Here is a 26817-nt window from a genome sequence, read left to right as displayed (position 1 = left end):
AGGGTGCCTTCACTTCAGAAGGAGAAAGCCATGATGAGCAAGACGCGCAGCAATGAGAAAGTCCGCCCCAAGTACCGTCTGGGAATGGCGGTGGCGGCCGCGTCGGCGGCGGTGGTCGCCGGAGGTGTCATTCTGCCGGCCGCCGTCGCGTCGGCGGCCCCGATGCCCAAGATGCCGCCCACGGCCCCGGGGCACCACGCCAAGGAGCAGAAGAAGCCTTGCGGTAAGAAGCCTGGCAAGGGCCACAAGAAGAGTGGCAAGAAGTATTCCTGCAAGGCCAACAACCGCACGTACTACTTCGAAGAGCACTGCAGCTGCTACTACTACACAGAAAACGACCACAACTACTACTGGGACGACCACTACAACTCCTACTACGTAGTGCAGTACAACCACAAGTACTACTGGGACTACCACTACGACTGCTACTACGTGGTGGAAAAGCACTGCAAGTACTACTACTGGAACACGTACAAGGAGTACAACTACTGGGAGAAGCACAAGGACGACAAGTGCTACTGGAACGAGAAGGACACGAAGAACTGGAAGGAGGAGAACTGGGTCGAGAAGCACGACACGGATAAGAAGCCGGGGGACGAGGGTCCGGAAAAGGGTCCGGACGGGACCAAGCCGGGCACCGAGGACGGCAACGGCAAGGAGCACGAGGAGGGCACCGAGGACGACACCGGCAAGGGCCACGAGGAAGGCACCGAGGACGACACCGGCAAGGGCCACGAGGAAGGCACCGAGGACGACACCGGCAAGGGCCACGAGGAAGGCACCGAGGACGACACCGGCAAGGGCCACGAGGAAGGCACCGAGGACGACACCGGCAAGGCCCCGGACGAGAAGACCGAGGACGACACCGGCAAGGCGCCCGACGAAGGCACGGAGCAGGCCCCGGACGACGGCACCGGCAAGGCCCCCGACGAGGGCACGGAGCAGGCCCCGGACGACGACGCCGGCAAGGCCCCGGACGAGGGCACCCAGGACGACACCGGCAAGGCCCCCGACGAGGGCACCGAGCAGGCCCCGGACGACAACGCCGGCAAGGCCCCGGAGGAAGGCACGGAGCAGGCCCCGGACGACAACACCGGCAAGGCACCCGAGGAAGGCACCGAGCAGGCCCCGGACGAGGGCACCGAGCAGGCACCGGAGGAAGGCGCCGAGCAGGCACCGGACACGGGCACCGAGCAGGCCCCGGACCAGGGCACCGAGCAGGCCCCGGAGGAAGGCACCGAGCAGGCACCGGACACGGGCACCGAGCAGGCACCGGACCAGGGCACCGAGCAGGCACCGGAGGAAGGCGCCGAGCAGGCCCCGGACGCGGGCACCGAGCAGGCCCCGGACCAGGGTGTTGCCGACACGGGTGCGGGTACCGACACGGGTGCGGGCGCTGACCAGGGTGGAGGCGCCGACGCAGGAGCCGGCGACGCAGGAGCCGCCGAGTAAGGGGTCGGTTCGACGCCCCGGTCACGGCACCACGGGCGGTGGGGTGAAGGTCCTGAGGACCTTCACCCCACCGCCGATTTAGCGTTGTCTGCCGCCGTACTAGTCCTTTTGGCCCCCGCCGATGAACTTCTGCACCTCGGCGGGCAGGTCCCCGTCCTCTTCGTACATCGCGTAGAGCCGGGCGCCGTGCGGTGAGTCGCCGACCGCGATCGCGACGCCGGTGTCGAGCCCCTCGACCTCGTACGCGGTCATATCGAACCGCGTCTCCTCCTCGCTCTCTCCGCCCGTGTCGTCGCAGGGCGGCCGGCCCGCCGCGCCCGCCTCGGCCCCGACCGTGAACTCGACATCGCCGACGCTCAGGTAGGTGCGGTGATCGAACTCCATCACGTCGTCGCAGGACCCCGCGCTGACACCACCGCCGTCCGACGGCATACACCCGACGGCCAGGGCGGCGAGAGCCGCCGCGGCCAGTACGGCCCTCATGGACGTTGAACCGGTCATCACTGCGTCCTTCCGGTGGAAGAGCAAGAGGAGAAGAGCAAGAGGAGTGAGACGAACAAGCAGGCGAGAAGAGCGGGCAGGGCAGTAGAACGACGCCGAACGACCCGGCCGGGTTCGCGAAGCGCCGGCGCAACCTTTCGCGCGCCTCCCGAGTCACCCCCGAGAGCCCCTGCTCCGACCCGGCCCCCACTCCCACCCCCGACCGCACCCCCGCACCTCCGCACCCCCGGCCCGCACCCCAACTCCCCGTCTGGAACCGCCATGCGCACGCGCCGCCGACCGACCGCCGCCGCCGTCCTGGGCTGCGCCCTGCTGTTCACCGCCGCGGCGTGCGCCTCGGACGAACCCTCCGACAGCGACCGCCCCCAGCGCCCCACCGCCGGAAAGGCCGCCGCGCACCCCGACTCCGGTGACTTCAACGGCGACGGCTTCGACGACTTCGCGGACATCGTGGAGTCGACGTCCAAGGACAAGGAGAAGTACGCCGCCACGCTGGTCGTCGTCTACGGCTCGCGCGAAGGGCTCAACACCGCCACCGCGCAGCGGACTCCGGCGGGCAGCCGGCCGTTCTCGATGTTCATGTCACCGCTGCTGCGCACCGACCTCGACGGCGACGGCTTCACGGACCTGGTCGGCGGCCGCGGCGTGAACGAGACCGTGAGCGAGCCCTTCGCGCTGTTCGGCGGCGCGCACGGACTGGGCCCCGCCAGGCGGCTCGGCCTGCCCGACGGCTTCCGCCCGCTGGCCGCCGCCGACTTCGACGGCGACGGCTCCGTGGACCTGCTCGACGGCGGCCACGGCGGCTCCGGTGATCCCAACTCCACCGGCAAGGGCAGCGACGGCCTGCTCCTGTACGGCCCCTTCGACCGCGCCGGAAAACCGAAGCGGCAGGCCGTGCTCGACCTCGGCCAGCACGGCTACGCCACCCCCGCCACAGCCACCACCGGCGACTTCGACGGCGACGGCAGGGCCGAGGTGGTGTTCACGTACTCCTTCGACCCCGAGGAGGACGAGACCGCGCCCGCGGACCTGCACGGCGTCGGCTACTACGAGGGCGGCGGGCGGGGTCTGGTCCGGGACACCCGTCAGGAGGCCCGCATCGGGGCCCTGGCGGGAACCGACGACGGCCTGCGCACGCCGGTCGCCGGCGACGCGGACGGCGACGGGCTCACCGATCTGCTGGTGCCCACCCAGCTGGCCGTGGCCCCCGCGGACATGCCCGGCGCGGGCGGTGCCCTGACGATCCTGTACGGGGCGAAGTCCGGCCTGAACACCGGCCGGAAGGAGACCGTGATCGGCGGCATGGACACCGCCGACCGGCGCCGCGTCGACTTCGGCTCCTCGCCCTCCGTCGGCGACGTCGACGCCGACGGCAAGCCGGACATCGTGGTGAACACCCCGGGCTTCCGGCGGCACGACGGCAAGGTGACGCTGCTGCCCGGCGGCGCGGACGGGGCCCAGTCCCTGGCCGGCGAGCAGGTGGTCGACGCCCGGACCGGCGGCCTGCCCGGCACCCCGAACCCGTACTACTGGAACGCCTTCGGCCACCGGCCCCCGCTGCTCGACGTCGACGACGACGGCCACGCGGACGCGGTCGTCTTCGGGCCGCTCTACGAGAAGCGGAAGGGCGCGTACCTGGTCCTGCGGGGCACGGACGACGGCTTCGACCCGAAGAAGGTCCAGCTCTTCACGCCCGACGCCATCGGCGTACCGCTGCGGCTGAAGTAGGACCGGTTCACCTCGTGGACATCCGCACACAACCCTTCGTACGCGTCGCGAGTCACACACAGGAATCCTGACCCCTGGCATTGGGAGAGTCTCGTGCGTGCAAAGAAGCTGGCTGTCGCGGTGGGCGTGGCCGCCCTCGCCGCGACGGGACTCACCCTGCCGCTCGCCGGATCCGCGGCCGCCGTGTCCACGCTCAAGGACGACTTCAACGGCGACGGCTACGCGGACCTCGCCGTCGGCGTGCCCGACGCGACCGTCGCGGGCCACGCCAGGGCCGGTTACGTGCACGTGCTCTGGGGCGGCCCCCAGGGCCCCGGCACCGCCGGCTCGACCACGCTCAGCCAGAACACCGCCGGGATACCGGGCCACGCCGAGGCCACGGACCTGTTCGGCCAGGCGGTCGCGACGGCGGACGTCGACGGCGACGGCTACGGGGACCTGCTGGTCGGCGCGCCCGGCGAGTCCCTCACCGACAGCGCGCACGACGCGCAGGGCACGATCACCGTCGTACGCGGCTCCGCGTCCGGCTTCCGCACGGACGCGATGCTCGCCATGAAGGGCGCGTACGGCGACGAGCGCGTCGGCGGCCTCCTCACGACCGGCGACTACGACCACGACGGGGACGTCGACCTCGCGCTCGGCGTCAGCGGCGAGGAGGGCGGCGCGCTCCTGTTCCGCCCCGGCCCGCTGGCGTCCCCGGCCGCCACCACCCTCCTCGACGGCTATGACTTCGGCGGCCCGGGCGCCCTGGCCACCGGCGACTTCGACGGCAACGGCACGGACGACGTCGCGGTCACCTGGTCCGGCATGGAGCTGTACGGCACGAGCGTCTGGTCCTGGTCGGGCGGCAGCGCGGCCGAGTCCCGGCGCACCGGCGACTACGCGGTGTCGCTCGCGGCGGCCGACCTGGACGGCGACGGCGCGGACGACCTCGTCCTCGGCCAGAAGCACGACAACCCCGAGGCCGACGAGCCCTCGCCGTGCCCCGACGAGTCGAGCGGAGCGGTGCTGATCCGCTTCGGCGGGGCAGACGGCGCGGGCGGGGCGAGCGGGGAGTCCGGCCGGAAGACCTGCCTCTCGCAGTCGTCCGAGGGCGTCCCCGGCACCGCCGAACCGGGCGACGCGTGGGGCGCGTCCGTGGCGGCGGCCGACCTCGACGGCGACGGGGCGCCCGAACTGGTCGTGGGCGCGCCCGGCGAAGGCGTCGGCTCGCTCAAGAGCGCGGGCTCGGTCACCGTCCTCGACGGCACGGGCGAGGGCCCGTTGTCCGGCGGCGTCACGTACACCCAGAACACGCCGGGCATCCCCGGCACGGCGGAGACGGCGGACCGTTTCGGCGCGACGCTGACGGCGGGCCCGTACCACCCGGGCGGGCGGCCGGACCTGGCGATCGGCGCTCCCGGCGAGAACGCGGCGAAGGGCGGCGTCTGGTACGTACCGACGACGGACGACGCCCGCCCGGCCGGCGCCCGCGCCCTGACCCCGAAGGCGCTCGGCCTGTCCGGCGCGAAGGGGTTCGGCTCGGCGCTGGCTCCCTGAGGGCCGGCCGCCCAGGACCGGCGAGTGGGGTGCGGCACGGCCCTCCCCGGGCGGCACCCCACTCGCCTCACACACCTCACTGGCCTCACAGGCCTGGAACACCTCACGCGCCTGGAACACCTCACAGGCCCAACTCGCCTTACAGGTTGCCTCGTCCCTCAAAAATTTTCCTGTTTCACGTACAACCCTTACCGATCACGATCGGTCTCCTGATCGCCGAACAGCTCGCCATGCCCAGGACAACTCCAGGCAAATTCGGGCGGTACGGCACCCCATTGACTGTGGACGCCTGCCAGGCGTCCCCGCATGCCCAGGAGAATCCCGCATGCACAAGCACCTGCGACTCGCTCTCGCGACGGCCGCCGCGGCCACGCTGACGAGCGGTCTGCTCACGTTCACGGCCGTCACGGCGACGGCCGCGGACTCCACCACGGTCCCGCAGGCCGACTTCAACAACGACGGCATCGGCGACGTCGTCGTCTCGGCGCACGGCGCCTATGTGAACGGACGCCAGGGCGCCGGCCAGATCGTCGCCCTCTACGGCAGCGCCACCGGCGTGTCGTCCGCCAAGCGCACCACGATCAGCCAGAACACCACCGGTGTCCCGGGCACCGCCGAGGCCGGGGACGGCTTCGGCGGCGAGACGGCGTACGCCGACTTCAACGACGACGGGTACGACGACCTCGCCGTGGCCACCCCGTGGGAGAAGGTCGGCACCGACACCAACGGCGGTGCCCTCAGCATCCTCTGGGGCTCGGCGAGCGGCCTCACCGGCAAGGGAGTCGACGTCCCGGACCCGGCCGTCTCCTCGCACGACTACTGGGGCAAGGACCTGGCGGCCGGTGACTTCGACGGCGACGGCAAGGCCGACCTGGCCGTCGGCAGCTCGGCCAGCACGATCTACGTCTACAAGGGCGGCTTCAGCTCCACCGGTACGCCGGGCGGCCGCACCACGATCAAGCCGCCGATCGTGTCGGGCAGCGGCACCGACCCGTACGGTCCGATGAGCCTCACCGCCGGCGACGTGAACGGCGACCACCGCACGGACCTGATCGTCGACGGCTACGAGACCCAGACCGACTACGGCTGGAACACGAACTACTTCGTGCCCGGCACCGCGAGCGGTCTGAACGTGGCGTCCGCCCAGGCCCTCAAGCCGGGCATCGTCACGGGCATCGGCGACATCAACGGCGACGGCTTCGGCGACATCGTCAGCGGCGCCGGCTGGGACCACACCACCACCGACGGCACGACCGTCCCGGACTCCGCCGACGGCGGCAAGGTGAACATCACCTACGGCTCCGCGTCCGGCCCCGCCTCGACCGCGGGAGTCACCCAGAACACCGGCAGCGTGCCCGGCACCTCGGAGAAGGGCGACGGCTTCGGCTGGGACCTGGACCTGGGCGACGTCAACGGTGACACCTACCAGGACGTGGTCGTCAGCGCCCCGAACGAGGACATCGGCGGCGTCACCAACACGGGCATCGTCACCGTCCTGTACGGCTCGGCGAGCGGCATCAACACCGCCTCCGGCACGCAGGCCTTCGCCCAGAGCACCGCGGGCGTCCCCGGCAGCGACGAGAAGGGCGACCTCTTCGGCGCGGACGTGAAGCTCGACGACGTGAACGGCGACGGCAGGGCCGACCTGCTCGTGGGCTCGTACGAGAACAGCGCCAACGGCGCGGTCACCTACCTGCCCTCCAGCGGCACGAAGATCACCACGACCGGCTCCCGCACCCTTTCCCCGAGCACCTCGGGCGTCTCGACGACGGGCACGCCGCAGTTCGGCGCCCTCTTCGCCGACTAGGCGCTCCGCTGGAGGTGCCGCGATGTGCCGTCGGTCGTCCGCTGTGCCGTCGGTCGTCCGCTGCACCACCGTGGCCGGTCGCGCCGTTCCCCGCGCCCCTTCGGGGCGCTGGCGGACCGCGGCGGCCCGACCTGATCAGCCCGTCCCGCCCGGTCAGGGCCCGCACCCACCGGGTGCGGGCCCTCTCCCGCCCCGGAGTCTCTTCCTCCCACCCCGGAGTCCCTTTTGCGCAAGCGCACCCTTCTCCTGGCCGCCACGCTCACCACCGGCCTCCTCAGCGCCCTCCCCGGCTCCGCCTTTGCGGCCCCCTCCGGCCTGACCGGCGACTTCAACGGGGACGGGTTCGGCGACATCGCCTTCGCCGCGCCGTACGCCAAGGTCGGCGACCAGGGCATGGCCGGCTATGTGGCCGTCGTCTACGGCAGCGCGACCGGCCTCGACCCCGCCAACCGCACGGTGATCGACCAGAGTTCGGCCGGCGTGCCCGGCACCCCCGAGGCGGAGGACACCTTCGGCTCCGCGCTCGCGATCGCCGACTTCGACGGCGACGGCTACGCGGACCTCGCGGTCGGCGCCTCGGGCGAGGACGTCGACAGCGACATCGACGGCGGTACGGTCGCGATCCTGTGGGGCGGTGCGAGCGGCCTCGCGGGCGGTACGACGGTCAAGGACCCGGCGGCGTCCGCGCACGACGAGTGGGGCCGTGTCCTGACGGCGGGCGACTTCGACGGCGACGGCGCGGCGGACCTGGCGTCCGGCACGACCGCCTCGCACGCGTATGTCGTCAGGGGCGGCTTCACCCGGTCCGGCACGACCGGCAGCGCGCAGCGGATCGGCCTGCCCCAGACGGCGAAGTACGGCATCGACGCCATCAAGGCGGGGGACACCAACGGCGACAAGAAGGCCGACCTCGTCCTCACCTACCGCACCGCCCTGAACGAGGACGGTTCCGGCGACTGGTCCAAGGGCGTCGCCTACCTGGGCACGTCCGGGGGCCTGGAGACCTCCGTACCGCGCGGCCTGAACGGCGGCACCACCATCGCGATCGGCGACATCGACGGCGACGGCTACGGCGAGATCGCCCTCGGCAACGTCTTCAGCACGGAGGACGACCACACGGGCAGCCTCGGCGGCAAGGTCACCGTCATCCGCGGTTCCGAGGGCGGCCCGGTCAACGGCGACGCGCCCATGGCCGAACTCACCCAGGACTCCCCCGGCGTACCCGGCGCCGACGAAGCGGGCGACGGCTTCGGCAGCGCCGTCTCCATCGGCGACATCGACGGCGACGGCTACGGCGAACTGGCCGTCGGCGTCATCTTCGAGGACATCGACGGCATCGAGGACACCGGCTCCACGGTCCTCCTGAAGGGCTCGGCCGCCGGCGTCTCACCCACCGGTGCCCGCACCCTCTCGCAGGCCTCCTCCGGCGTCCCCGGCACCGCCGAGGCGATGGACTACTTCGGCTCCGACGTCCTGCTGAAGGACGTCACGGGCGACGGCAAGGCGGACTACACGGTCTCCGCGACCTTCGAGGGCGAGGGCGTCGGCGCGGTCACCGCGATGCTCTCCGACGGCACCGGCATCTCCCCCGACGGCGACCGCGGCTTCGGCCCCACCGCCTTCGACCGCCCGGCCACGTACGGCGCGTTCGGCGCGAACCTCATCGGCTGACACCCCGCCCCTGACCTTCTCCACGCACTCGAGGAAACAGCAACCGCCATGCGCATACGCCCCGCCGCACTCGCGGCACTGACGGCCGCCGCCCTCACCGGCGCGCTCCTCGCCACCACGGGTTCCGCCTCGGCCGCCCCCTCCGGCCTGGTGGGTGACTTCAACGGCGACGGCTTCCAGGACGTCGCTGCGGGCGCCCCCTTCGCCACGGCGGGCGGCAAGTTCGACGCCGGTTCGGTGGCCGTCGGATACGGATCGGCCACCGGCCTCGGCACCAGGAAGTCCATCGACCAGGGCACCTCCGGCGTCCCGGGTTCGGCCGAGGAGGAGGACGGCTTCGGCCGGTCGACCGCGGTCGGCGACCTCAACGGCGACGGGTACAGCGACCTCGCCGTCGGAGCCCCGTACGAGAAGGTCGGCGACGACACCAACGGCGGCGCCGTGGTGATCGTCTGGGGCTCGGCGAGCGGTCTGTCGGGGGCCACCACGGTCAAGGACCCGGCCGTCTCCCAGCACGACTACTGGGGCGCGAGCCTCGCCGTCGCCGACTTCACCGGCGACGGCAAGGCCGACCTCGCCGTCGGTGCCTCCGGCACCACCCAGTGGATCATCAAGGGCGGCTTCACCAAGGCGGGTGCGACCGGCGCGAAGCTCACGTACACGCTCCCCTTCGCCGCCGCGCGCCTTGTGAACCTGACCGCCGGAAAGGTCAACGGCGACGGCAAGGCCGACCTGGTCGTCGGCGCCGGGAAGAAGCTCGGCTCCGAGCGCTATCTGGACCGCAACTTCCTCTACTACGGCACCACGTCGGCCCCCGCCCGGCAGCTGGAGCTTCCCTACGGCAAGAGCACCGCCATCGGCGACCTCGACCAGGACGGCTACGGCGACATCGTCATCGGCGAGACGGAGAGCGCGACCGAGGGCGACCTGGGCTCGACGGGCCGGAGCGCGCTCTCGTACGGCACCGCCACCGGCGTGAAGCCGGCCGTGGAGCTGTCGGACGGCGCGTACGGCCGCCCGTCGATCGGCGACATCGACGGCGACGGCTTCCCGGAGCTGGCCGTGGGCGCCCCGGCGAGCGGCGCCGCGGCCGACTACGCGGGCGCGGTCGTCGTCCACCGGGGCACCGCGGACGGGCCCGGTTCCGTCGTGACGCTCACCCAGGACACCGCGGGCATCCCCGGCACCGCCGAGACCAACAACTTCTTCGGCACGGCCACCCTGCTCACCGACGTCACGGGCGACGGCCACGCGGACCTCGTCGTCGGCTCGGACACCGAGAACGACGGCAACGGCCTGCTCACCTTCCTGAAGGGCACCGCCGACGGCGTCACCACCGCCGGCGCCACGAACTACAGCCCGAGCGCCTTCGGAATGTCCACGGCGTACTACCCCCAGCTCGGCATGTACCTGGCGGGCTGACACCCGCACCCTCGGGGGCGCCCGGCCGGGCGCCCCCCTCCCCCCTCCCCGGCTGACCACCGCTCGAAGGGACACCTCATGCGCAGCCGCACCCTCCTCCTGGCCGCCACCCTCACCACCGGCCTCCTCACCACCCTCCCCACCACCCCCGCCTCCGCCGCCCCCTCGGGCCGGTCGGGCGACTTCAACGGGGACGGGTACCGCGACGTCGCGATCGCCGCCCCCGCCGCCAAGGCCGGCGGCAAGGCGTGGGCCGGGCAGGTCGCCGTCGTCTACGGCACGGCGAGCGGCCTGAACCCGGACAAGCGGACGGTCATCAGCCAGAACACCGCGGGCATCCCGGATTCGGCCGAGGCCGACGACGGTTTCGGCTCCCAGGTCGCGACGGCCGACCTGAACCGCGACGGCTACGCGGACCTGGTGATCGGCACCCCCGAGGAGGACTCGGGCAGCCTGGAGTCGGCCGGCACGGTCGTCATCGTCTGGGGTTCCGCGTCCGGACTCTCCGGCGGTACGACGGTCAAGAACCCCGAGCCGCAGTACGGGAGTTCCTTCGGGCTGAGCATCGCGGCGGCCGACTTCACCGGCGACGGAAAGCCCGACCTCGCCGTCTCCACGCAGAGTTCCACCGGAAGCCGTTACAAGATCCGTCTGATCCGCGGCCCGTTCACCAAGTCCGGCTCGACGGGCCGTGTCTCCTCGTACTCCCCCGGGGTCGACAAGCCGCGACTGACCGCGGGCAAGGTCGACAAGAACGCCAAGGCGGACCTCGTCGTCACCGGCCGGAAGACCAACAGCGAACACCTCGCCGCCGCCGCCTTCTACAAGGGCACGTCGAACGGCCTGACCAAGGGCGCCGCCCTGCGCGCCGGTACGACGGCGGCGATCGGTGATCTCGACGGCGACGGGTACGGGGACATCGTCCTCGGCAACCCCGACGAGCCCCACAACGAGCCCTCGGGCTCCAAGGGCGGCGAGATCAGCGTCGTCTACGGCACGTCGACGGGCCCCAGCGGCAGCCGTCGTACGACGCTGACGCAGAGCAGCGCGGGAGTGCCGGACTCGCCCGAGTACGGCGACGACTTCGGCGAGGCGGTGGCGGTCGGGGACCTCGACAAGGACGGCCGGGCGGACCTGGCGATCGGCGCGCCCGGCGAAGCCTTCGGCGACGACGCGCACTACGTCTCCAGCGCGGGTGCGATCACCCTGCTGCGGGGCTCGGCCTCGGGTCTCACGACCACCGGCGCGGTGTTCCTCACCCAGGACAGCCCCGGCGTCCCGGGCGCCGTGGAGTCCGTCGACAGCTTCGGCTCCCAGCTGCTCGCCTCGGACGTCAACGGCGACGGCCACGCCGACCTGACCGCGATCGCCGCGCAGGAGAACGACCCGGCGGGCGCCGCGTGGCACCTGCCCGGCGCGACCGGCTCCCTCTACTCCACCACCACCGCGACGACCTTCGGCCCGACCCACCTCGGCCTCTCCACCGCCCAGGCCGGAGCCTTCGGCTCGGACCTCGCGGGCTGACCCAAAGGACCCCACACGCATGCGCAGCACAACGGCACTCGCGGCCCTCCTGACCACGGCCTTAACCCCACTGTCCCTGCCGACCCCGGCCTCGGCGGCCCCCGCGACGTACGCGGACGACTTCAACGGGGACGGGTACCGCGACCTCGTCGTCGGCGCCCCCGATGCCACCGTCTCGGGCAAGGAGTCGGCGGGCGCCGTCGTCGTCCTCTACGGCTCGGCGTCCGGCCCCGGCACAACCAAGAAGCTGCTGATCTCGCAGAACGCCACGGGAGTCGAGGGCGCGGCCGAGGCGGGCGACGGCTTCGGCTCCTCCGTGGCCTCCGCCGACCTGGATGCCGACGGTTACGCCGACCTGCTCGTCGGAGCGCCCTACGAGGACGTGACCGGTGCGAAGACCCGGGGCAGCGTCACCGTGCTGTGGGGCGGCGCGCAGGGCCTGAAGGGCAGCGCCGTCCTGCCGGCCCCGAGCCCCTTCTCGGACGGCGACACCAAGGGCTGCTCGTACGGCACCGGAGTAGCGGCGGTCAATCCGAAGGCCGCGCCGGGCGCCGCCGAGGTCTCCGTGGCGGGCTGGTGCGCCGGTCTGCGCCTGACCGGCCCGTTCACCCGGGCCGGCAAGCCGGCCCGCACCAGCCTGAGAACGGCCACCCCGTCGCTCGACGACGCGGCCCTGGGCGACCTCGACGGCAACGGACGCCCCGAGTCCGTCGACATCAGCGTGGGCCTGTCCGACCACCCTTCCGGGGGCGTGTACGTCAACCCCCCGGCCTCGTCCGCCTCCCCGCTCTCCACCGACGGTGACAACGTGGCCTTGGGTGACGTCAACGGCGACGGCTACGGCGACCTGGTCGTCGGCGACCCCGGTGACACGGTCATCGACGGGACTCCACAGGAGGGCACCGGCCACAAGGGCGGCCAGATCGCGATCTGGCCGGGCGGGGCACACGGCATCGACGCCACCGCCGAGCCGATCCTGATCCACCAGGACACTCCGGGCGTGCCGGGTTCCGCCGAGTCCTACGACTCCTTCGGCGCCGACGTGAGCGTCGCGGACGTCAACGGCGACGGCTATGGCGACATCGCGGTGGGCGTGCCCGGTGAGCGCCTCGGCTCGGCCCGTAGTGCCGGGTCCGTGATTCTCGTCCCGGGTCGGGCGGGTGGCCCCACAGGCGCCGGCTCCACCACGATCACCCAGAACTCCACCGCCGTACCGGGCACCGCCGAGAGGGGCGACACCTTCGGCTCGACCGTCCGCCTCACCGATCTCACCAAGGACGGCAAACCCGACCTGGTGGTCGGCGCACCCGGCGAGGACAACTCCACCGGCGGCATCTGGGTGTTCAAGGGAACCACGACCGGCCCGTCCCTGAGGAACTCGTACAGCGTCATGGGCAACGCGGTGGGGCTCCCCAAGGAGCACTACACCAACTGGTCCTCCGTGCAGTCCTCTTGACCGTTCCCGTCAGCTCCTGGAAACGCCCGACACGACAGGATCAGCGACGCGAGCGTATGTGACGTATGAGGGCGGCGAGCCCGGTCGCGGTGGTGGTCACCACCGTGCCGGGCTCTTCGCTTTCGCGGAGCCGCAGGGCTCCTTGGGTGGCGGCGACCTCAAGGCAGTTGGGCGCGTCCTCGTCGCTGGAGAACGACGACTTCTGCCACACGCTTACCGCCGCCATGTGAGGGCCTTTCAGGTGTGCTGAGCCAGCCGGTGTACGAAGTCCCTCGACTCTACGACTCCCAGAGCGGCCCGCTCCACGTCGTCGATGACCCTCCGGTACCGGCTGAGCTGCGCCTCCGCATCCAGGAATGTCCCTCCGTGCGCGCTGTCGAGAAGGACGGTGTCCAACTGCTCCACAGGACCACCCGCGATGAGCATCGCGTTACCGATCCTGGTGAAGCCGTCCAAGTCGAACGGCACGACCCTGAGCGTGACTTGCGCGCGCTCGGACTGCTCCACGATGTGCAACAGCTGTCTGCGGGCAACCTTGCGATCGGCGACCCTGACGCGCAACGCCGCCTCATGGATGACCACTTCATAGCGGACCTTGTCCAGCACCCCTTGCCGACGCAGCCGGAACTCGGTTCGTGCGTCCACCTGCTCCTCGGAGAACCCCGAGACGGACGCGGCGTACATCGCCCGTACCTGCTCCTCGGTTTGCAACAGCCCCGGGATGTGCACGCTCTCGAACGACCTCAAGCGCGCTGCGTGATGCTCCAGTTCGGCCAAATCGAGGAAGCTCGGCGGAAGTTGACCGCGGCACTCGGCCCACCACCCGCGTACACGCTCGTTCGCCATGGCTACCAGAGCATCGACGTACTCGGTGTCGTCACACGCGTACTGGCTCGCGAGGTACCGCACCCGCTCCTCGCTCACCCCGACGCGCCCCGCCTCCGTCATGGAGATCTTGCTCTCGGCAATGCCCGCCGCCTGGGCGGCCTCCCTGGCGGTCAGCCCCGCCCGCTCCCGGAGCTTTCGCAGCTCCGCGCCAAGCCGTTGCTGGCGCGCGGTGACGATGCTCCGTGCCGGCATATCGCCCTTCCTTCCCAGTAGTTGGGAGCACGAGTATCCCAGTTCAGCTTGACCGGGGTGAAACATCACCCCTACTGTAAGTGACGCGACGCACACACTGCGAAACCTCCGGGGACCCGGAAGCGCACCGCCCCGTCACGCCACGACGGTCGCGACACAGCCACCGCCCGCAGGCCGCCCACCCCTCACGCCCCCACCGGGAGACCCGTATGCCCGCCCCCTGGGAGTACACCCTCTACATCCCCCACGACCCCCGAGCCGTAGGCATCTGCCGCCGCGCGCTCCGCGACATCCTCACCGTCCACCACCTCCCCGCCCTCATCGAACCGGCCGAACTCCTGGCCTCCGAGCTCCTGGGCAACGCCATCCGCCACACGGACGGCCCCGCCGCGCTCAAGCTCAGACAGTCGGGCCCCTCGTTCCGCCTCGGCGCGTGGGACACGGACCCCACGCCCCCGACGACCACCCAGCCGCACGGTGAAACGGGCCGCGGCCTGCACCTCGTCGACGCGTACGCCGACGACTGGGGCTGGTTCCAGGTCAACGGCACGGCGGGCAAATACGTCTGGTGCGAGCTGAAAGCCGTTCCCTTCTGAACACCTGTGCGATTAATGGGTACGGCGCGACCCTGAGCAGTCACTGAATCCGGGCCCGCCGTCCCCTTAGGGGATGTCACAGGTCGGCAGCAAAGCCGGGCCCGTTGCCCCGGGCCCGGCACGTGACTCTTCGGGACCAGGTACGTTCGATTACGTGGCTGGATTCAGGATCGGACGCGGCGACCGGGACAACCGGGCCCCGCAAGGGCGACCGCAACAACACCCGCAGCAGCAGCCGTACGGACAGCAGGCCCCGCAGGGCCCGTCGTACGGCTACCCCGCCGCGCCGCCGCAGCAGCAGTACGGCGGTGCACAGCCGTACGGCGGCCAGCAGGGCTGGCCGCAGCCGGGCGGCGGCGGGCACGGCGAGCCGGAGTACTTCGGCGACGGCGGCGGACAGCAGGGCTACGGCCAGGGGCACCCGCAGAGCCCCGATCCGTACGCGGCGAACAGTCCGGGGCACACCCAGGCGTTCACGGTCGGCGAGGACCCGTACGGCCAGGGCGAGACCTACCGCGCCGGACAGGCCTCCGCCCCGCCCGTCGGACCCCGTCTGCACTGGAAGGACCTGCTGCGCGGCATCGTGCTCGCGCCCAACCAGACCTTCCTCCAGATGCGGGACTACACGATGTGGGGCCCGGCGCTCATCGTGACGTTCCTCTACGGCCTGCTCGCCGTCTTCGGCTTCGACGGGGCCCGCGCGGACGCGATCAACGCGACGCTCTCGAACGCGGTGCCGATCGTCCTGATCACGGCCGTGGCCATGGTGCTGAGCACCTTCATCCTGGGCGTGGTGACCCACACCCTCGCCCGCCAGCTCGGCGGCGACGGCGCCTGGCAGCCCACGGTCGGCCTCTCCATGCTGATCATGTCGCTCACGGACGCCCCGCGCCTGGTCGTCGCGATGTTCTTCGGCGGCGACGCGTCGTTCGTCCAGATCCTGGGCTGGGCGACATGGGTGGCGGCGGGCGCCCTGCTGACGCTGATGGTCAGCCGCTCCCACGACCTCCCGTGGCCGAAGGCGCTCGGCGCGTCGGCGATCCAGCTGATCGCGATCCTGTCGATCATCAAGCTCGGCACGTTCTAGTACGTCCGAGCTACTACGTACGAGCTACCAGGTACGAGAGAGGGGCTCCCGGCGCGACGCCGGGAGCCCCTCTTCTCGCTTGCCGCCTCAGGCGTCGAGAACCTGCCCGGGGCTCTGATCACGGGCGGCTCGACACTCTAGGCCGACTTGACTTGATGACAGTAGTAGTCTGATCCCCGCTCTTGAGGCTGGGGAGGCCTGGACGTGGCACGCCGAGTGGGGATCTACACCCGCATCTCGCGGGACGACGAGGGCGATGCGCTGGGTGTAGCCCGCCAGCACCGAGACTGCGAGCGACTTGCAGATCTCCGTTCCTGGCAGGCCGTGAAGGTCTATGAGGACAACGACGTATCGGCCTACAAGCGCCACGTCGTACGCGAGCAGTTCGAACTGATGCTGAGCGACCTAGGCGCCGGCCTCATCGACGGCATCGTGGCGTACGACCTAGACAGGCTCGCGCGGCAGCCGCGAGACCTCGAGCGGCTGATCGAGATCTTCGATGAGCGCCCACGGCTGGAGTTCGCGACGGTCACCAACGACGTCAACCTCGGAACGCCGGACGGCCGCACCATGTCGCGCATCATGGTCGCCTTCGCCAACAAGTCGTCGCACGATGCCTCGCGCCGCATCAAGCGCAAGCATCTGGAGTTGGCCCAGCAAGGCAAGGACAGCGGCGGACCGGCACCCTACGGATGGCTCAAGGAAGACCGAAGCAAGGTCGACCCGAAAGCAGCCGCAGCCATCCGGGAGGCCCAGCGCGAAATCCTTGCCGGCGTTCGCATCGGCACGATCCGTACGCGCTGGCAGGAGCAGGGCCTGGGCAACCCCCGCGCAGGTACCAAGCGGATGGCTCACCACCACGTCGAGCACATCCTCACGAGCCCACGACTGGTCGGATACCGGACCTATCACGGCGAGGTCCTGAACGACGAGGACGGCCGACCCGTCATGGGCGAGTGGGAAGCGATCAACACGCTCGAAGAATGGGAAGCGGTGTGCGCCGCAGTTGCCGAGCGAAAGCAGAAGCAGCCCGGCAGGTCGCTCGCCCGGAAGTACATGCTGTCGGGTATCGCGCGCTGCGGCCTGTGCAAGACGAAGATCCGAGGCCAGATCAACCAACGTTGGCAGCCAGGTTCCAAAGCGACGAAGTTCACCTATCAGTGCTCAGTCGTCAATGGCGGCTGCGGGAAGGTGGGACGCGTCGGGGAACCAGTAGACAGGCTGATAGCCGAACTCGCACTCGAAGAGCAGCGGGCGAGAGCAGCGGCCACAACCGTTCCGATTGACCAACGGTGGTCACGGAATGCCGAATTGGAGCAGGTCAACGACGACATCACCCAGCTAGTGAACGCCGAGCGGTCGAAGCAGATCACTGTGACCACGCTCTTGCAGCTCCTTCCCGGAAAGGAGCGACAGCGCGATGAACTGAAGTTGGAGCGCGCCCGGTTCTACAAGGAACTGAAGCAGTCCGAGGCCAAGGGCGACGCTGCGAACCTGACTCTGGACGAGTTCTTCGGTCTGCCGATCGAACGGCAGCAGGAGATTGTGCTGCACAGACTGTCAGCCGTGATCATCCACCCAGCAGGCAAAGGCCGGCGAAGGTTCGACCCCAGCCTCATCGAGCCTGTGTGGCGCTGACGATCACGCACGCCCTTGCAAGACGAGCGCACGGCGCACCCATTCCTCGTCACGCTCAGGTGCACGGCGAAGATGCATCTTGATCCACTCGTCCGTGGTCATCCCCTTCTTGTCCCCATCCTTCGGGGATTTCGGCCTCGGTCGTGTCTCCCAACTCCGTGGGGGCGTCAGGGGCTTCGCCGATGCTCGTAAACTCATGACGTGGCATTCATGAGCACCCCGCACTGCTGCTTCCTGTGACAGGAAGGCGCTGAGGGCGATGCCGGACGGCGTCGCCCTCCTTGGTGTGCCTGCTGCGTGAATCACGTTCCCGACACTGCTCGTTCCTTCCTGAGGCAGTGACGCTCTGAGCGCGCGTGCAGGCACGGTCTCTTCCCTTCGCCCTTGCCAGGAGTGCCTCGTGCCCGTGTCGCTTCCCCCTGCCCTCGCACTGTCCCTCGACCTGCTGTGTTGCCCGACGTGCCGCACGCGCCATCTGTACCTCCTCCGCGGCGCACTGCGCTGTCCGGTCGGCCACACCTTCGACATCGCCCGCCACGGCTACGCCGGCCTGCTGACGGGCACACGCGCCACCAGCGGCGATGACACAGCCATGGTCCAGGCCCGGAGCCGGTTCCTGTCCACCGGCACCTACGCGCCCATCCGCAACGTCGGGGCCCGCCTGGCGATCGATACCGCGCCTGAGCAGGCCACGATTGTGGACGTGGGATGCGGCACGGGCTACTACCTGGCCGGCGTACTCGACCGGCTGCCCGGCGCCCGTGGTCTGGGTCTGGACACATCGGTGCGCGCGCTGCGCTCGGCAGCCCGTGCCCACGACCGAGGCGCCGCGGTGGCCTGGGACGTCTTCCGTCCCTTCCCGCTGGCCGACGGGGTGGCCGATGTCGTGCTGGACGTGTTCGCCCCGCGCAACCCGGCCGAGTTCCACCGCGTGCTGCGCCCGACCGGCCGGTTGATCGTGGTCCGTCCCACCGGACGGCACCTGGCCGAGCTGCGCGACCGGCTGCCTGCGATGGTCACGATCGACCCGGCCAAGGAACAGCGCCTGCACCAGGCGCTGGACCCCTTCTTCGAGGCCGCCGTCACCGAAGAGGTGGAATACCCCGCGACCTTGTCCAGGCAGGATGCCCTGGACCTGGTGGCGATGACGCCGAGCGCCCGCCATGTGAGCCGTGCAGACCTCGACGATGACGGCTTCCTGTCCGACCAGGTCACCGTCTCCGTGCTGGCCACCGCCTACCAGCCTCGGTGACCACGAGCGGGCGCATGCGCCTGCTGACTGACGAACAGTGGGCTCGCCTGGTGCCCTGCCTTCCCCACAACACGGGGAAGGCAGGGTGTCCGTTCGCCGATCACCGGCGCATCGTCGAAGGGATCATCTACCGGTACCGCACCGCAATCCCCTGGAGAGATCTGCCCCGCGAAGCGTTCGGTCCATGGCAGACGGTGTCGAAGCGCCCTCGCAGGTGGGCAGCGGACGGCACCTGGGACACGGTTCTGGCGCAGCTGACCGCCCAGGCGGACTCGATCCACAGAGTCGACTGGACGGTCTCGGTCGACTCGACGATCAACCGGGCCCACCAGCACGCCACGAACACGGTCCGGCCGGAGAAGGACACCGGCGCCGCCACCTGCCGCAGCAAGACCGAAGTTCCTGCCACCAGGAGTGAGCCGGCGGGCCACGCCATAGGCCGGTCCCGCGGGGGCCTGACGACCAAAATCCATCACGCCGTGGACGGCAACGGCCGCCCGCTGGCCGTCGTAGTCACTCCGGGCCAGGTCCACGACGCGCAGGTCCTGCCCCTTCTGCTGGGCGACATCCGGGTTCCGCGACTCGGCCGCGGCAGGCCGCGCACTACACCGGACGCCCTGCTCGCAGACAAGGCGTACTCCTCGAAGCAGGTCCGCGCGGACCTCGCGGCCCGTGGCATCCGCACCGTGATCCCTGAACGCGCCGATCAGCAGGCCAACCGCAAGAGAAAGGGCTGCAGCGGCGGACGCCTCCCGCGCTATGGACACCGAGACCTACAAGCGTAGGAACCTCGTGGAACGATCTTTCAACCTGCTCAAGCAGTGGCGGGGCCTGGCCACCCGATATGACACTCGTGATCGTCTATCGCTCTGCAGCCGTACTGGCGGCCGTCATCACCTGGCTACGAAGTTGAGAGACACGGCCCAGCCGCCGCACCCGAGATGCACACCACCAGCCCGCACAGTGGGCCGGCGCCGGGCTCGGGACTCGGGGCTTCGCTCCTGCCTTCGGCCCGCGCCGCCCCGGCCCCGGCCCCGCGCCACCACATGCCCCAAGGTGATCGCCGATTCAGGCACTGGGCACCAGGGCCGATGCACCGGACCGAACCTGATTCCACACCCGTCCCACATGCCAGACCGCATCTGATAGAGCGCCGTCGCATGGCAGGCAGCAGGGGGTGCGCGTACAGACTGCCTGGGGCGACGGTGGACGGGGCAAGTGGTGGGACGGGGCAAGTGGTGGGACGGGAGTGATATTCGACCCGCGGTAACTAAGAGTGCAGAGATAGGCACTTATCGCTACCGGGCACTGAGGCCCCCGTAGCGTCATCTCAGGGTCTCTGACCAGCGGAAACATCGGGCGGGTAGCCGCTACCAGTGCCTGAATACCGCCAGGAACGGCTAGGAACCGCTAGGGCCGACTAGAGCTAGCCGGGGCTAGGGTAGATATAGTGGCCAAGCAAACTGGGTTGGCCAAGCGCGTTTGACCAAATGAGTTTGGTCAAATAACCCAGACTCCAAGCCCTCCAGCACGGAGGCCCGGCCCTGGTGGCTAGACCAGGCCCGGGCCCGTGCATGGAGTTATCGAAGCGGGTCCGGCCGAGTATCAGACGGTCGGGCCCGTTTCGCTTGGGCCCTGTCTTCCGGCACCACCTCGCTGCGCGGCACTACCGCGCGAGCTGCTCCACACAGCCTGCGAGCGCCGAGATTGCCGTGAGGATCGCGATCAAGATCTCGGCCTTGGTGGGGCCCCGTCCAGGATCACGGTCCGGCTCTTCCGGCTTTCGCAGATCTGCCATGTCACACTTCCAGTCCGGTCGTGCGAACCCCTGGCTAGAGGGGCCTTCGGCTCTTAGGTCCGAAGCTCGGGATGGACCGGAAGTGGACGGCAGAAGCATATCGGTTGGCACTGACACTCGTGGGGTCACCACATGCAGTGCCGAACGCACGATCGAACCTAGATGGCCTCCTTAGAAGGCGTCACGGGCTCGCCAGACTTCCGTACTACGGGCAAGACACTCCACGGGAAGTTGATCCACTCATCCGTGCGCTTCCACACGTACTCGCACTTCACGAGGGAGTGGGACTTCTCATAGATCACGGCGCTGCGGACCTCGGCGACGGCGTCGACGCAGAAGTCGCGCACGAGCTTCAGCGTCTTCCCGGTGTCGGCCACGTCGTCCGTGATCAGCACCTTCTTGTCGGAGAAGTCGATGGCGTTGGGGACGGGAGCGAGCATCACCGGCATCTCCAGCGTCGTCCCCACCCCCGTGTAGAACTCCACGTTCACCAGGTGGATGTTCTTGCAGTCCAGGGCGTAGGCGAGCCCGCCGGCGACGAACACCCCGCCCCGGGCGATGCTGAGCACTATGTCGGGCTCGTACCCGTCGTCGGCGATGGCCTGGGCCAGCTCACGGACAGCGGTGCCGAACCGCTCGTAGGTGAGGTTCTCGCGTACGTCACTCATGGCGTTCTCGACGCTCCCGCTCACACCTGGGTCCGATGGAAGTTGAGGAAGGACCGGGAGGCGGTGGGTCCGCGCTGCCCCTGGTAGCGGGAACCGTAGCGGTCACTGCCGTAGGGGAACTCGGCGGGCGAGCTGAGCCGGAACATGCACAGCTGCCCGATCTTCATGCCCGGCCAGAGCTTGATCGGAAGGGTGGCGAGGTTGGAGAGCTCGAGCGTGACGTGCCCGGAGAACCCGGGATCGATGAACCCGGCGGTGGAGTGGGTGACCAGCCCGAGCCGCCCGAGGGAACTCTTCCCCTCCAGCCGGGACGCGAGGTCGTCGGGGAGGGAGATGACCTCGTAGGTACTGGCGAGGACGAACTCCCCGGGATGAAGGATGAACGGCTCGTCGCCCTCGGGCTCGACGAGACGCGTCAGATCGGCCTGCTCGACGGAAGGGTCGATATGCGGATAGCGGTGATTCTCGAACACCCGGAAGTAGCGGTCGAGCCGCACATCGATGCTCGAGGGCTGCACCATGGATTCGTCGTACGGGTCGATACGGACCCGTCCGGCGTCGATCTCGGCCCGGATGTCCTTGTCTGAGAGAAGCACGTCCCGAGGATACGCAAGGCGCGCGGACCGGCCACAATCGTGACGACCCGCGCGCCCTGTTCTCTCTGCCGCTGCTACCGCTGCTGCCTCTCCAGGGCGACCGGCACGGCGTGCCGCATCCGCGCGCAGCGCGGACACCGGATGAGCCGGCCGGGGCCGAGCCTGTCGGCCTTCTGCATCGGGAACGAAGCGGTGCTGAACACGTGCCCCTCGGCACAACGGACGACGGTGCGCTCCATCAAGTCCTCAGAGTCCCTTCCCCAAGAGCCTTCGTCTCACTGACGTGACTGACGACGAAAGCCACATTACGGGATCAAAAGGATGGCTCTCCAAGCGGCACTCCGCCCCCGCCCAAGCCCTCTTCAGCACCTCCACCGTACGCCCCAACTCCGGCCCCCCGCAGCCGCGTCCACCACCCGGAACGCGCACCGACCCCATGGCTTCAGCGCCAGGGGCCGGGCATGAGGTACAGTGAGCGAGCATTCAGACACCGGCTCAACCGGCGTCTTACGCGGGTGTAGTTTAATGGTAGAACATGAGCTTCCCAAGCTCAGAGCGCGAGTTCGATTCTCGTCACCCGCTCCACAACGAAGGCCCAGGTCGCAGACCCGGGCCTTTTTGCTGTCCGCTGTGATCACTCGTCGCGTGCCGGACGAATGCGGGAGGACCAGTCGCCGGACGTCACCAGGAACCCGGTTGCCGTGCGCGTACGTGCCCTCGTCCTCCGTGCGGCCTGGATCGCCTTTGCGAGGCGCCGGGGTCCAAGGCAGGCTTTGTCCGTCGCGACGGCATGGGGACCAGCACCCGCCCGTCGGCAAACAGACGCCGAGCGGGTGCGGCCGTCGGCCCGGTCGACTCGGCTGGGCCTTGTGTCAGGCGGCGGTGAAGGGCCTCGGCGGCTCGCTCGTGATCACCTTGTCGGCACTCACGCGTTCGTCAGATCCTTCGCCTCGGCGTAGTGGCGGCCCTTCGGCAGGGCCGTCTTGGCCGTCAGTCCTCGGGACTGCCACGCGTTGTCGCGGAGCTTGAACAGAGCCCAGTAGCGGGTGGGGCACAGGAGCACGATGTTCATGAACACGGCCGTCGGGGTTCCGACGAGCCACGAGCGCCACCGCTGGCGCGTGGTCATGTCCGGCCGCATGAGTACGTACAGACCCGACTGGCCGTACCGGACCACGAGGTAGACCCCGAGGTAGACCAGGGCCACGCCGGGGTTGTGGTACCGGCCGCCCAGGGTCATCAGCGTCATCACGAGTGTCCAGGCCAGCATCACAGGGGTGATGACGAGCTGGAGCAGACCGAAGGTCGGCGAGATGAGTTGCTTCAGGGACAGCCGGGAGTAGACGAACGGCAGCATCCACCACCATGACCGGGCCCAGCGCAGGCGCTGCCGGTAGGTCTTCTTCAGCGTGGTCGGCATGTCAGTGATCACGCCGGCCTCGTTGACGGCCACGACCTCACCGCGCATGAGGGCCCGCAGCGCCAGCCAACGGTCGTCGCCCGTTCCGCACTCCACCTCGTAGGCATCCAGGTGGTCGTAGAGCAGCTCGGCCCGGTAGAGAGCGAGTGCGCCCGACGTGGTCTCCAGCGCTCCGAGCATGGAGCGCGAGGACCGCATCATCACGCACGAGGTACCGATGTCGATGTCCGCAGCCCTGGAGACCCAGGTCTCCTCGAAGTTGCGGATGTAGATCATCCCCGTGGTGGCCTGGATCTTCGGATTGCTCATGGCCCGGAGCTGCTGCTCCAGTGCATCCGGGAAAGGCTCGCCGTCCGAGTCGATGGTGAGAACGAAGTCGAAGTGCTTGCCCTCCGCCTGAAGGTGGCGGAGCACCGTGACCTGCGCTCCGCGCTTGCCCTTGTTCTCCTGCCGGTGCCAGAAGACCCGGGGGTGTTCGAAGGGCTCCACGGGGTGTTGCTTCGAGCCGTCGTCGATCACGTGGATCTCGTCGATCGGATGCGTCTGGGCCAGCAGCGACCACACCGTTCGGTGCAGGTTGTCCGTGGGCTCCTCGAAGGCGGGGATGATGGCCACCGTTCGACCGGGGGCCACGGGCAGGTGCGTGAAGGACCGGCCCTTCAGGAAAGAGACCAGGCAGAGCACGATCACCATCGTGCCCAGCCACCAGTAGAACGTCAGGATCGGGCTCTTCGACTGGAGGTGCACCACCACGGTGGCAGCGGCCAGAGCCGCCACCACCACAGCGGTCACCACGGTGAATCGGGCCCGTGATGAAGTGCTCAAGCGATCACTCGCTTACCGCGGGTCGCCAGGCGGAAGACCGCCACGCCGCTGACCACAAGGAGCATGGCCCCCAGCACGATCCAGCCCAGAGCCGTGCCGCCCGTGGCGGCCAACGCCGCTCCCCCGGTGGCCGTACCGATCGCGGCACCCACACCATTCTGTCCGTACATGTTTACCTCTTTCCCGAGCGTCAAAGACGCCCGATGTCGTCGCGGGCCGGCATGGCACCGCGTATGACCGGCACATGGGCCGCCTCGTCGGCGACCTCCGTGACGTCGTACACGTCGTGGGCCGTCAGCGGCCCCACGGCGCCCTGGATCTCGGCCGGGACGGGATCTCGCTCCCTCATCCCCACGGCGTTGGTCCCTCTGTGCTCTACAGCCGCTCGACGTGCGGGGCTGTCGCCATGACGCCACGGGTGTCGAGCACGTATGCGGCCTCGGCGGCGAGCTGAGTGAGGTCGAACTCGCCATGCGGGGTGAGCAGGACCACCGCATCGAAGTCGGCGACGCTCGTGCCGTCCTCCACAGCGGCGAAGGGGATCTCCCTGGAGCCGCCGTCCGACAAGTAGGGGTCTACGACGGTGACGTCCGCGCCCATGGTGCGCAGCCGGTCGATGACCTGGACGGCCGGCGACTGGCGGGCGTCCGCGGTTCCCGGCTTGTATGCGGCACCCAGGGCGAGAATGCGAGCACCGTGGACGCTGCGGCGAAAGCGACGGCTGAGCGAGTCCTGCAAGCGACGCACCACATAGTCGGGCTGACTTTCGTTGATGTCCTGAGCCAGCTCGATGAGCCGGAAGGTCTGCCCGTGCCGTGCCTTGACGTGGTGGCTGAGGTAGACAGGGTCGATGGGCAGGCAGTGTCCGCCGACGCCCGGTCCAGGCAGGAACTTGGTGAACCCGAACGGCTTGGTCGCGGCCAACTCCAGGGTGTGCCACACGTCCACGCCAAGTGTGTGAGCCATCCGCGAGAGTTCATTGACAAGCGCGATGTTGACGTGCCGGTAGGTGTTCTCGAACACCTTGGCCAGCTCGGCCTCTTCCAGCCCCGAGGCCGGGACGGTGACTTCGGTGACCGAGTCGTAGAAGGCCTTCACCTGCCGCAGGCAGGCATCCGTGAGCCCGGCGACGATCTTGGGCGTGTTCTCCAGCCGCCAGTCGGCGTTGCCGGGATCGATGCGCTCGGGGCTGAAGCCGACATGGAAGTCCTGCCCGGCGACCAGGCCCGAGCCCTCCTCCAGCAGGGGGATGAGCAAGTCACGGGTGGTGCCCGGATGCGTAGTCGACTCAAGCACCACGGTGGCGCCCGGCTCCAGCCACTCGGCCAGTACGCCGCCGGCTTCTCGTACGCAGCTGAGATCCGGGGCACGGTCGGTCAGCGGGGTCGGCACGGTGATGACCGCAACGTCGAAGCCCTTGAGGTCCTTCGGATCCGAGCTGGCGGTGTAGGCGCCCGAACGCAGCACTCGCTGGAGCCGCGTGGATTCGATGTCCTCGATGTAGGACGATCCGGCGGCCAGCTGCTCGCAACGCTTCCGGTCCGGTTCGTAGCCGGTCACGGTGTGTCCGGCCTCGGCGGCCCTCAGGGCCAGGGGCAGGCCGACATAGCCCTGCCCGAGCACGCAAACGTGCATGGTGGTTTCCTCCCCTTCAGCCAGTCCGCGAACAAGCGCGAACTGGAAAACGGCGCCCCTGAAATGCGAGCTGCCTGTTCCTGAAGCAGGCAGCTCGCGGCGTCGGGTACTGCATAGAGCGGTGTGGGAGCGTCGCGCTGAACCCCCGTCGGGTTGCAGCAAACGCCTACGTCGAACCATCACCGCGTCACCGGCCTTGTCCAGACCCCTGCCTGAACGTGCACGTACGACGGCCAGCGATCTTCACAAACTCCCCTCATTTGTGGATCTTAAGAATTCAACAAAGATTCGCTAGGCGGAACCCCTCTTTACCAATTCGAAACCTGCGGATCGCCTCCGAGTCCGTCCGACGGCGGGGTGTCACGCCGTCAAGCCGCTGCCAACCAGGGCACATCACGGTGCCCACGCCCCGGCCTCGCTCGCGAAGCCGGGGCATCTCAGGGCATCTTCAGCGAAGGTCAATCGCTTCCGGCCGCCAGCCGCTGACGCCCCGACGCGCCTGGAAAGATCTTCACAACTTGCTCCGTTTCCCTGATGGTCAGGGCTTCAAGGATTTGCCCGCCAAGCGGGAGGGACGTTTCCAGATCGCGACATCAAGGCCGATGCACTCGCGAAGAGCATTCGCTTCCGGGATCCGCGATCCACGCGTACGACAGCGTGCGGTCGTAGGTGAAGGTGCCGCCCTCGTCCCAGTAGAAGACGGGTCGCCGGGTTCCTGGGCCCGTGGCCCGCATGCGCAGCTCGACCTGGGTGATCACCTCGGTCTGCGTGGTCTCGACTCATGACCGCGCCGGTCAGCGCCTCCACAAGTCGTCCAAGTTTCAGCCGGTGGCAGACATTCCGTGAGCGCTGGTCAGAGGCGCGCGGGAGCGCGAGGGCTCGTTCGACGAAGCGGGCGCGCTCTTGCGCCCTGTGTCGTGCCTCGGCGGCAGGCCGGCCAGGGCGCGCCCACACCTCGTCAGGACGCAACGGGCCAGGGCCGCTTGCGTCCACGCGGTCTCTCTTTCCACCCCCGCCCACTGCGGCGAAAGTAGCTCCTGCCACCGGGCGTCACACCCGCGACAACCTTCACAGCTGTACCTGCAGGGCAGCTGTCTGGGCCAGGGATGTGCCTTCGCCCGC

General features: G+C 69.5%; 23 protein-coding genes, 1 tRNA gene and 1 pseudogene. 14 read left to right on the top strand and 11 right to left on the bottom strand.

Annotation, left to right across the window (positions count from 1 at the left end; translation table 11 throughout):
* The first annotated feature begins 30 nt into the window (after positions 1-30).
* The gene (locus SAVERM_RS23145; protein ID WP_052082358.1) at positions 31-1452 is read left to right on the top strand and encodes a putative sodium/potassium/calcium exchanger; all 1422 of its coding nucleotides are present in this window, start codon (positions 31-33) and stop codon (positions 1450-1452) included.
* Positions 1453-1551: 99 nt separating this feature from the next.
* Here SAVERM_RS23145 and SAVERM_RS23140 read toward each other — a convergent pair whose 3' ends face one another.
* A complete protein-coding gene (locus SAVERM_RS23140) occupies positions 1552-1953 on the bottom strand; it encodes a DUF6281 family protein (protein WP_052082356.1) in 402 nt (133 codons plus the stop codon).
* A gap of 261 nt (positions 1954-2214) precedes the next feature.
* Here SAVERM_RS23140 and SAVERM_RS23135 point away from each other — a divergent pair, with 261 nt between their 5' ends.
* From SAVERM_RS23135 to SAVERM_RS23105, 7 genes are all read left to right on the top strand, one after another.
* A complete protein-coding gene (locus SAVERM_RS23135; RefSeq protein WP_010985904.1) occupies positions 2215-3681 on the top strand; it encodes an FG-GAP and VCBS repeat-containing protein in 1467 nt (488 codons plus the stop codon).
* Positions 3682-3774: 93 nt separating this feature from the next.
* Complete coding sequence (locus SAVERM_RS23130) at positions 3775-5220, top strand: FG-GAP-like repeat-containing protein (protein WP_010985903.1); 1446 nt, start codon at positions 3775-3777, stop codon at positions 5218-5220.
* 325 nt (positions 5221-5545) lie between these two features.
* Positions 5546-7027, top strand: a complete 1482-nt coding sequence (locus tag SAVERM_RS23125; protein WP_010985902.1) for an FG-GAP and VCBS repeat-containing protein — start codon at positions 5546-5548, stop codon at positions 7025-7027.
* Between the two features lie 225 nt (positions 7028-7252).
* Positions 7253-8698 carry an FG-GAP-like repeat-containing protein gene (locus SAVERM_RS23120; protein ID WP_010985901.1) on the top strand — a complete coding sequence of 482 codons (1446 nt, stop codon included), beginning with the start codon at positions 7253-7255 and terminating at the stop codon, positions 8696-8698.
* A 48-nt stretch (positions 8699-8746) separates the two neighbouring features.
* On the top strand, positions 8747-10120 hold the full coding sequence (locus SAVERM_RS23115) for an FG-GAP-like repeat-containing protein (RefSeq protein WP_010985900.1): 1374 nt from the start codon (positions 8747-8749) through the stop codon (positions 10118-10120).
* Positions 10121-10198: 78 nt separating this feature from the next.
* Positions 10199-11644 carry an FG-GAP and VCBS repeat-containing protein gene (locus tag SAVERM_RS23110; RefSeq protein WP_010985899.1) on the top strand — a complete coding sequence of 482 codons (1446 nt, stop codon included), beginning with the start codon at positions 10199-10201 and terminating at the stop codon, positions 11642-11644.
* A 19-nt stretch (positions 11645-11663) separates the two neighbouring features.
* Positions 11664-13100 carry an FG-GAP and VCBS repeat-containing protein gene (locus SAVERM_RS23105; protein WP_010985898.1) on the top strand — a complete coding sequence of 479 codons (1437 nt, stop codon included), beginning with the start codon at positions 11664-11666 and terminating at the stop codon, positions 13098-13100.
* 40 nt (positions 13101-13140) lie between these two features.
* Here the strand turns inward: SAVERM_RS23105 and SAVERM_RS23100 are convergent, their stop codons facing one another.
* Positions 13141-13326: a DUF397 domain-containing protein gene (locus tag SAVERM_RS23100; protein ID WP_010985897.1), complete on the bottom strand. Its 186-nt coding sequence runs from the start codon at positions 13324-13326 to the stop codon at positions 13141-13143.
* An 11-nt stretch (positions 13327-13337) separates the two neighbouring features.
* Entirely contained in the window at positions 13338-14180 is an 843-nt protein-coding gene (locus SAVERM_RS23095; RefSeq protein ID WP_010985896.1) for a helix-turn-helix domain-containing protein, read from the bottom strand.
* Between the two features lie 209 nt (positions 14181-14389).
* Here SAVERM_RS23095 and SAVERM_RS23090 point away from each other — a divergent pair, with 209 nt between their 5' ends.
* The 5 genes and pseudogenes from SAVERM_RS23090 to SAVERM_RS23070 all read left to right on the top strand — a co-directional run bounded on the left by SAVERM_RS23090 (position 14390) and on the right by SAVERM_RS23070 (position 19666).
* A complete protein-coding gene (locus tag SAVERM_RS23090; protein WP_037649085.1) occupies positions 14390-14776 on the top strand; it encodes an ATP-binding protein in 387 nt (128 codons plus the stop codon).
* A 73-nt stretch (positions 14777-14849) separates the two neighbouring features.
* On the top strand, positions 14850-15863 hold the full coding sequence (locus tag SAVERM_RS23085; protein ID WP_010985894.1) for a Yip1 family protein: 1014 nt from the start codon (positions 14850-14852) through the stop codon (positions 15861-15863).
* A 204-nt stretch (positions 15864-16067) separates the two neighbouring features.
* Positions 16068-17501 carry a recombinase family protein gene (locus tag SAVERM_RS23080; RefSeq protein WP_010985893.1) on the top strand — a complete coding sequence of 478 codons (1434 nt, stop codon included), beginning with the start codon at positions 16068-16070 and terminating at the stop codon, positions 17499-17501.
* 400 nt (positions 17502-17901) lie between these two features.
* Positions 17902-18753: a methyltransferase domain-containing protein gene (locus SAVERM_RS23075; protein WP_010985892.1), complete on the top strand. Its 852-nt coding sequence runs from the start codon at positions 17902-17904 to the stop codon at positions 18751-18753.
* 14 nt (positions 18754-18767) lie between these two features.
* Positions 18768-19666 (top strand): annotated as a pseudogene (locus SAVERM_RS23070) (IS5 family transposase).
* A 753-nt stretch (positions 19667-20419) separates the two neighbouring features.
* On the opposite strand, the gene SAVERM_RS45365 reads toward SAVERM_RS23070, so the two are convergent.
* The 4 genes from SAVERM_RS45365 to SAVERM_RS43105 all read right to left on the bottom strand — a co-directional run bounded on the left by SAVERM_RS45365 (position 20420) and on the right by SAVERM_RS43105 (position 22057).
* Positions 20420-20551 carry a hypothetical protein gene (locus SAVERM_RS45365; RefSeq protein WP_255253744.1) on the bottom strand — a complete coding sequence of 44 codons (132 nt, stop codon included), beginning with the start codon at positions 20549-20551 and terminating at the stop codon, positions 20420-20422.
* Between the two features lie 158 nt (positions 20552-20709).
* Positions 20710-21219, bottom strand: a complete 510-nt coding sequence (locus tag SAVERM_RS23065; protein ID WP_010985890.1) for a phosphoribosyltransferase — start codon at positions 21217-21219, stop codon at positions 20710-20712.
* 20 nt (positions 21220-21239) lie between these two features.
* Entirely contained in the window at positions 21240-21815 is a 576-nt protein-coding gene (dcd, locus tag SAVERM_RS23060) for a dCTP deaminase (protein ID WP_010985889.1), read from the bottom strand.
* Between the two features lie 74 nt (positions 21816-21889).
* Positions 21890-22057: a hypothetical protein gene (locus SAVERM_RS43105; RefSeq protein ID WP_154696732.1), complete on the bottom strand. Its 168-nt coding sequence runs from the start codon at positions 22055-22057 to the stop codon at positions 21890-21892.
* Between the two features lie 269 nt (positions 22058-22326).
* Here SAVERM_RS43105 and SAVERM_RS23055 point away from each other — a divergent pair.
* A tRNA-Gly gene (locus tag SAVERM_RS23055) sits at positions 22327-22400 on the top strand.
* Positions 22401-22740: 340 nt separating this feature from the next.
* On the opposite strand, the gene SAVERM_RS23050 is transcribed toward SAVERM_RS23055, so the two are convergent.
* The 4 genes from SAVERM_RS23050 to SAVERM_RS23045 are packed head-to-tail and all read right to left on the bottom strand — an operon-like array spanning position 22741 to position 25695.
* Positions 22741-24060 (bottom strand): glycosyltransferase family 2 protein, encoded by a 1320-nt coding sequence (locus tag SAVERM_RS23050; RefSeq protein ID WP_010985888.1) that lies wholly within the window; start codon positions 24058-24060, stop codon positions 22741-22743.
* Entirely contained in the window at positions 24057-24230 is a 174-nt protein-coding gene (locus tag SAVERM_RS41810; protein WP_107082983.1) for a peptidase, read from the bottom strand. The genes SAVERM_RS23050 and SAVERM_RS41810 overlap by 4 nt, the downstream gene beginning before the upstream one ends.
* Before the next feature lie 20 nt (positions 24231-24250).
* Positions 24251-24409: a hypothetical protein gene (locus SAVERM_RS42785; RefSeq protein ID WP_154696731.1), complete on the bottom strand. Its 159-nt coding sequence runs from the start codon at positions 24407-24409 to the stop codon at positions 24251-24253.
* Between the two features lie 26 nt (positions 24410-24435).
* Positions 24436-25695 (bottom strand): nucleotide sugar dehydrogenase, encoded by a 1260-nt coding sequence (locus SAVERM_RS23045; protein WP_010985887.1) that lies wholly within the window; start codon positions 25693-25695, stop codon positions 24436-24438.
* Positions 25696-26817 lie beyond the last annotated feature (1122 nt).

It is taken from the genome of Streptomyces avermitilis MA-4680 = NBRC 14893 (assembly GCF_000009765.2).
Classification (GTDB): Bacteria; Actinomycetota; Actinomycetes; order Streptomycetales; family Streptomycetaceae; genus Streptomyces; species Streptomyces avermitilis.
The sequence above is the reverse complement of the archived record's forward strand: the minus strand, read 5'-3'. Positions and strand labels throughout refer to the sequence as shown.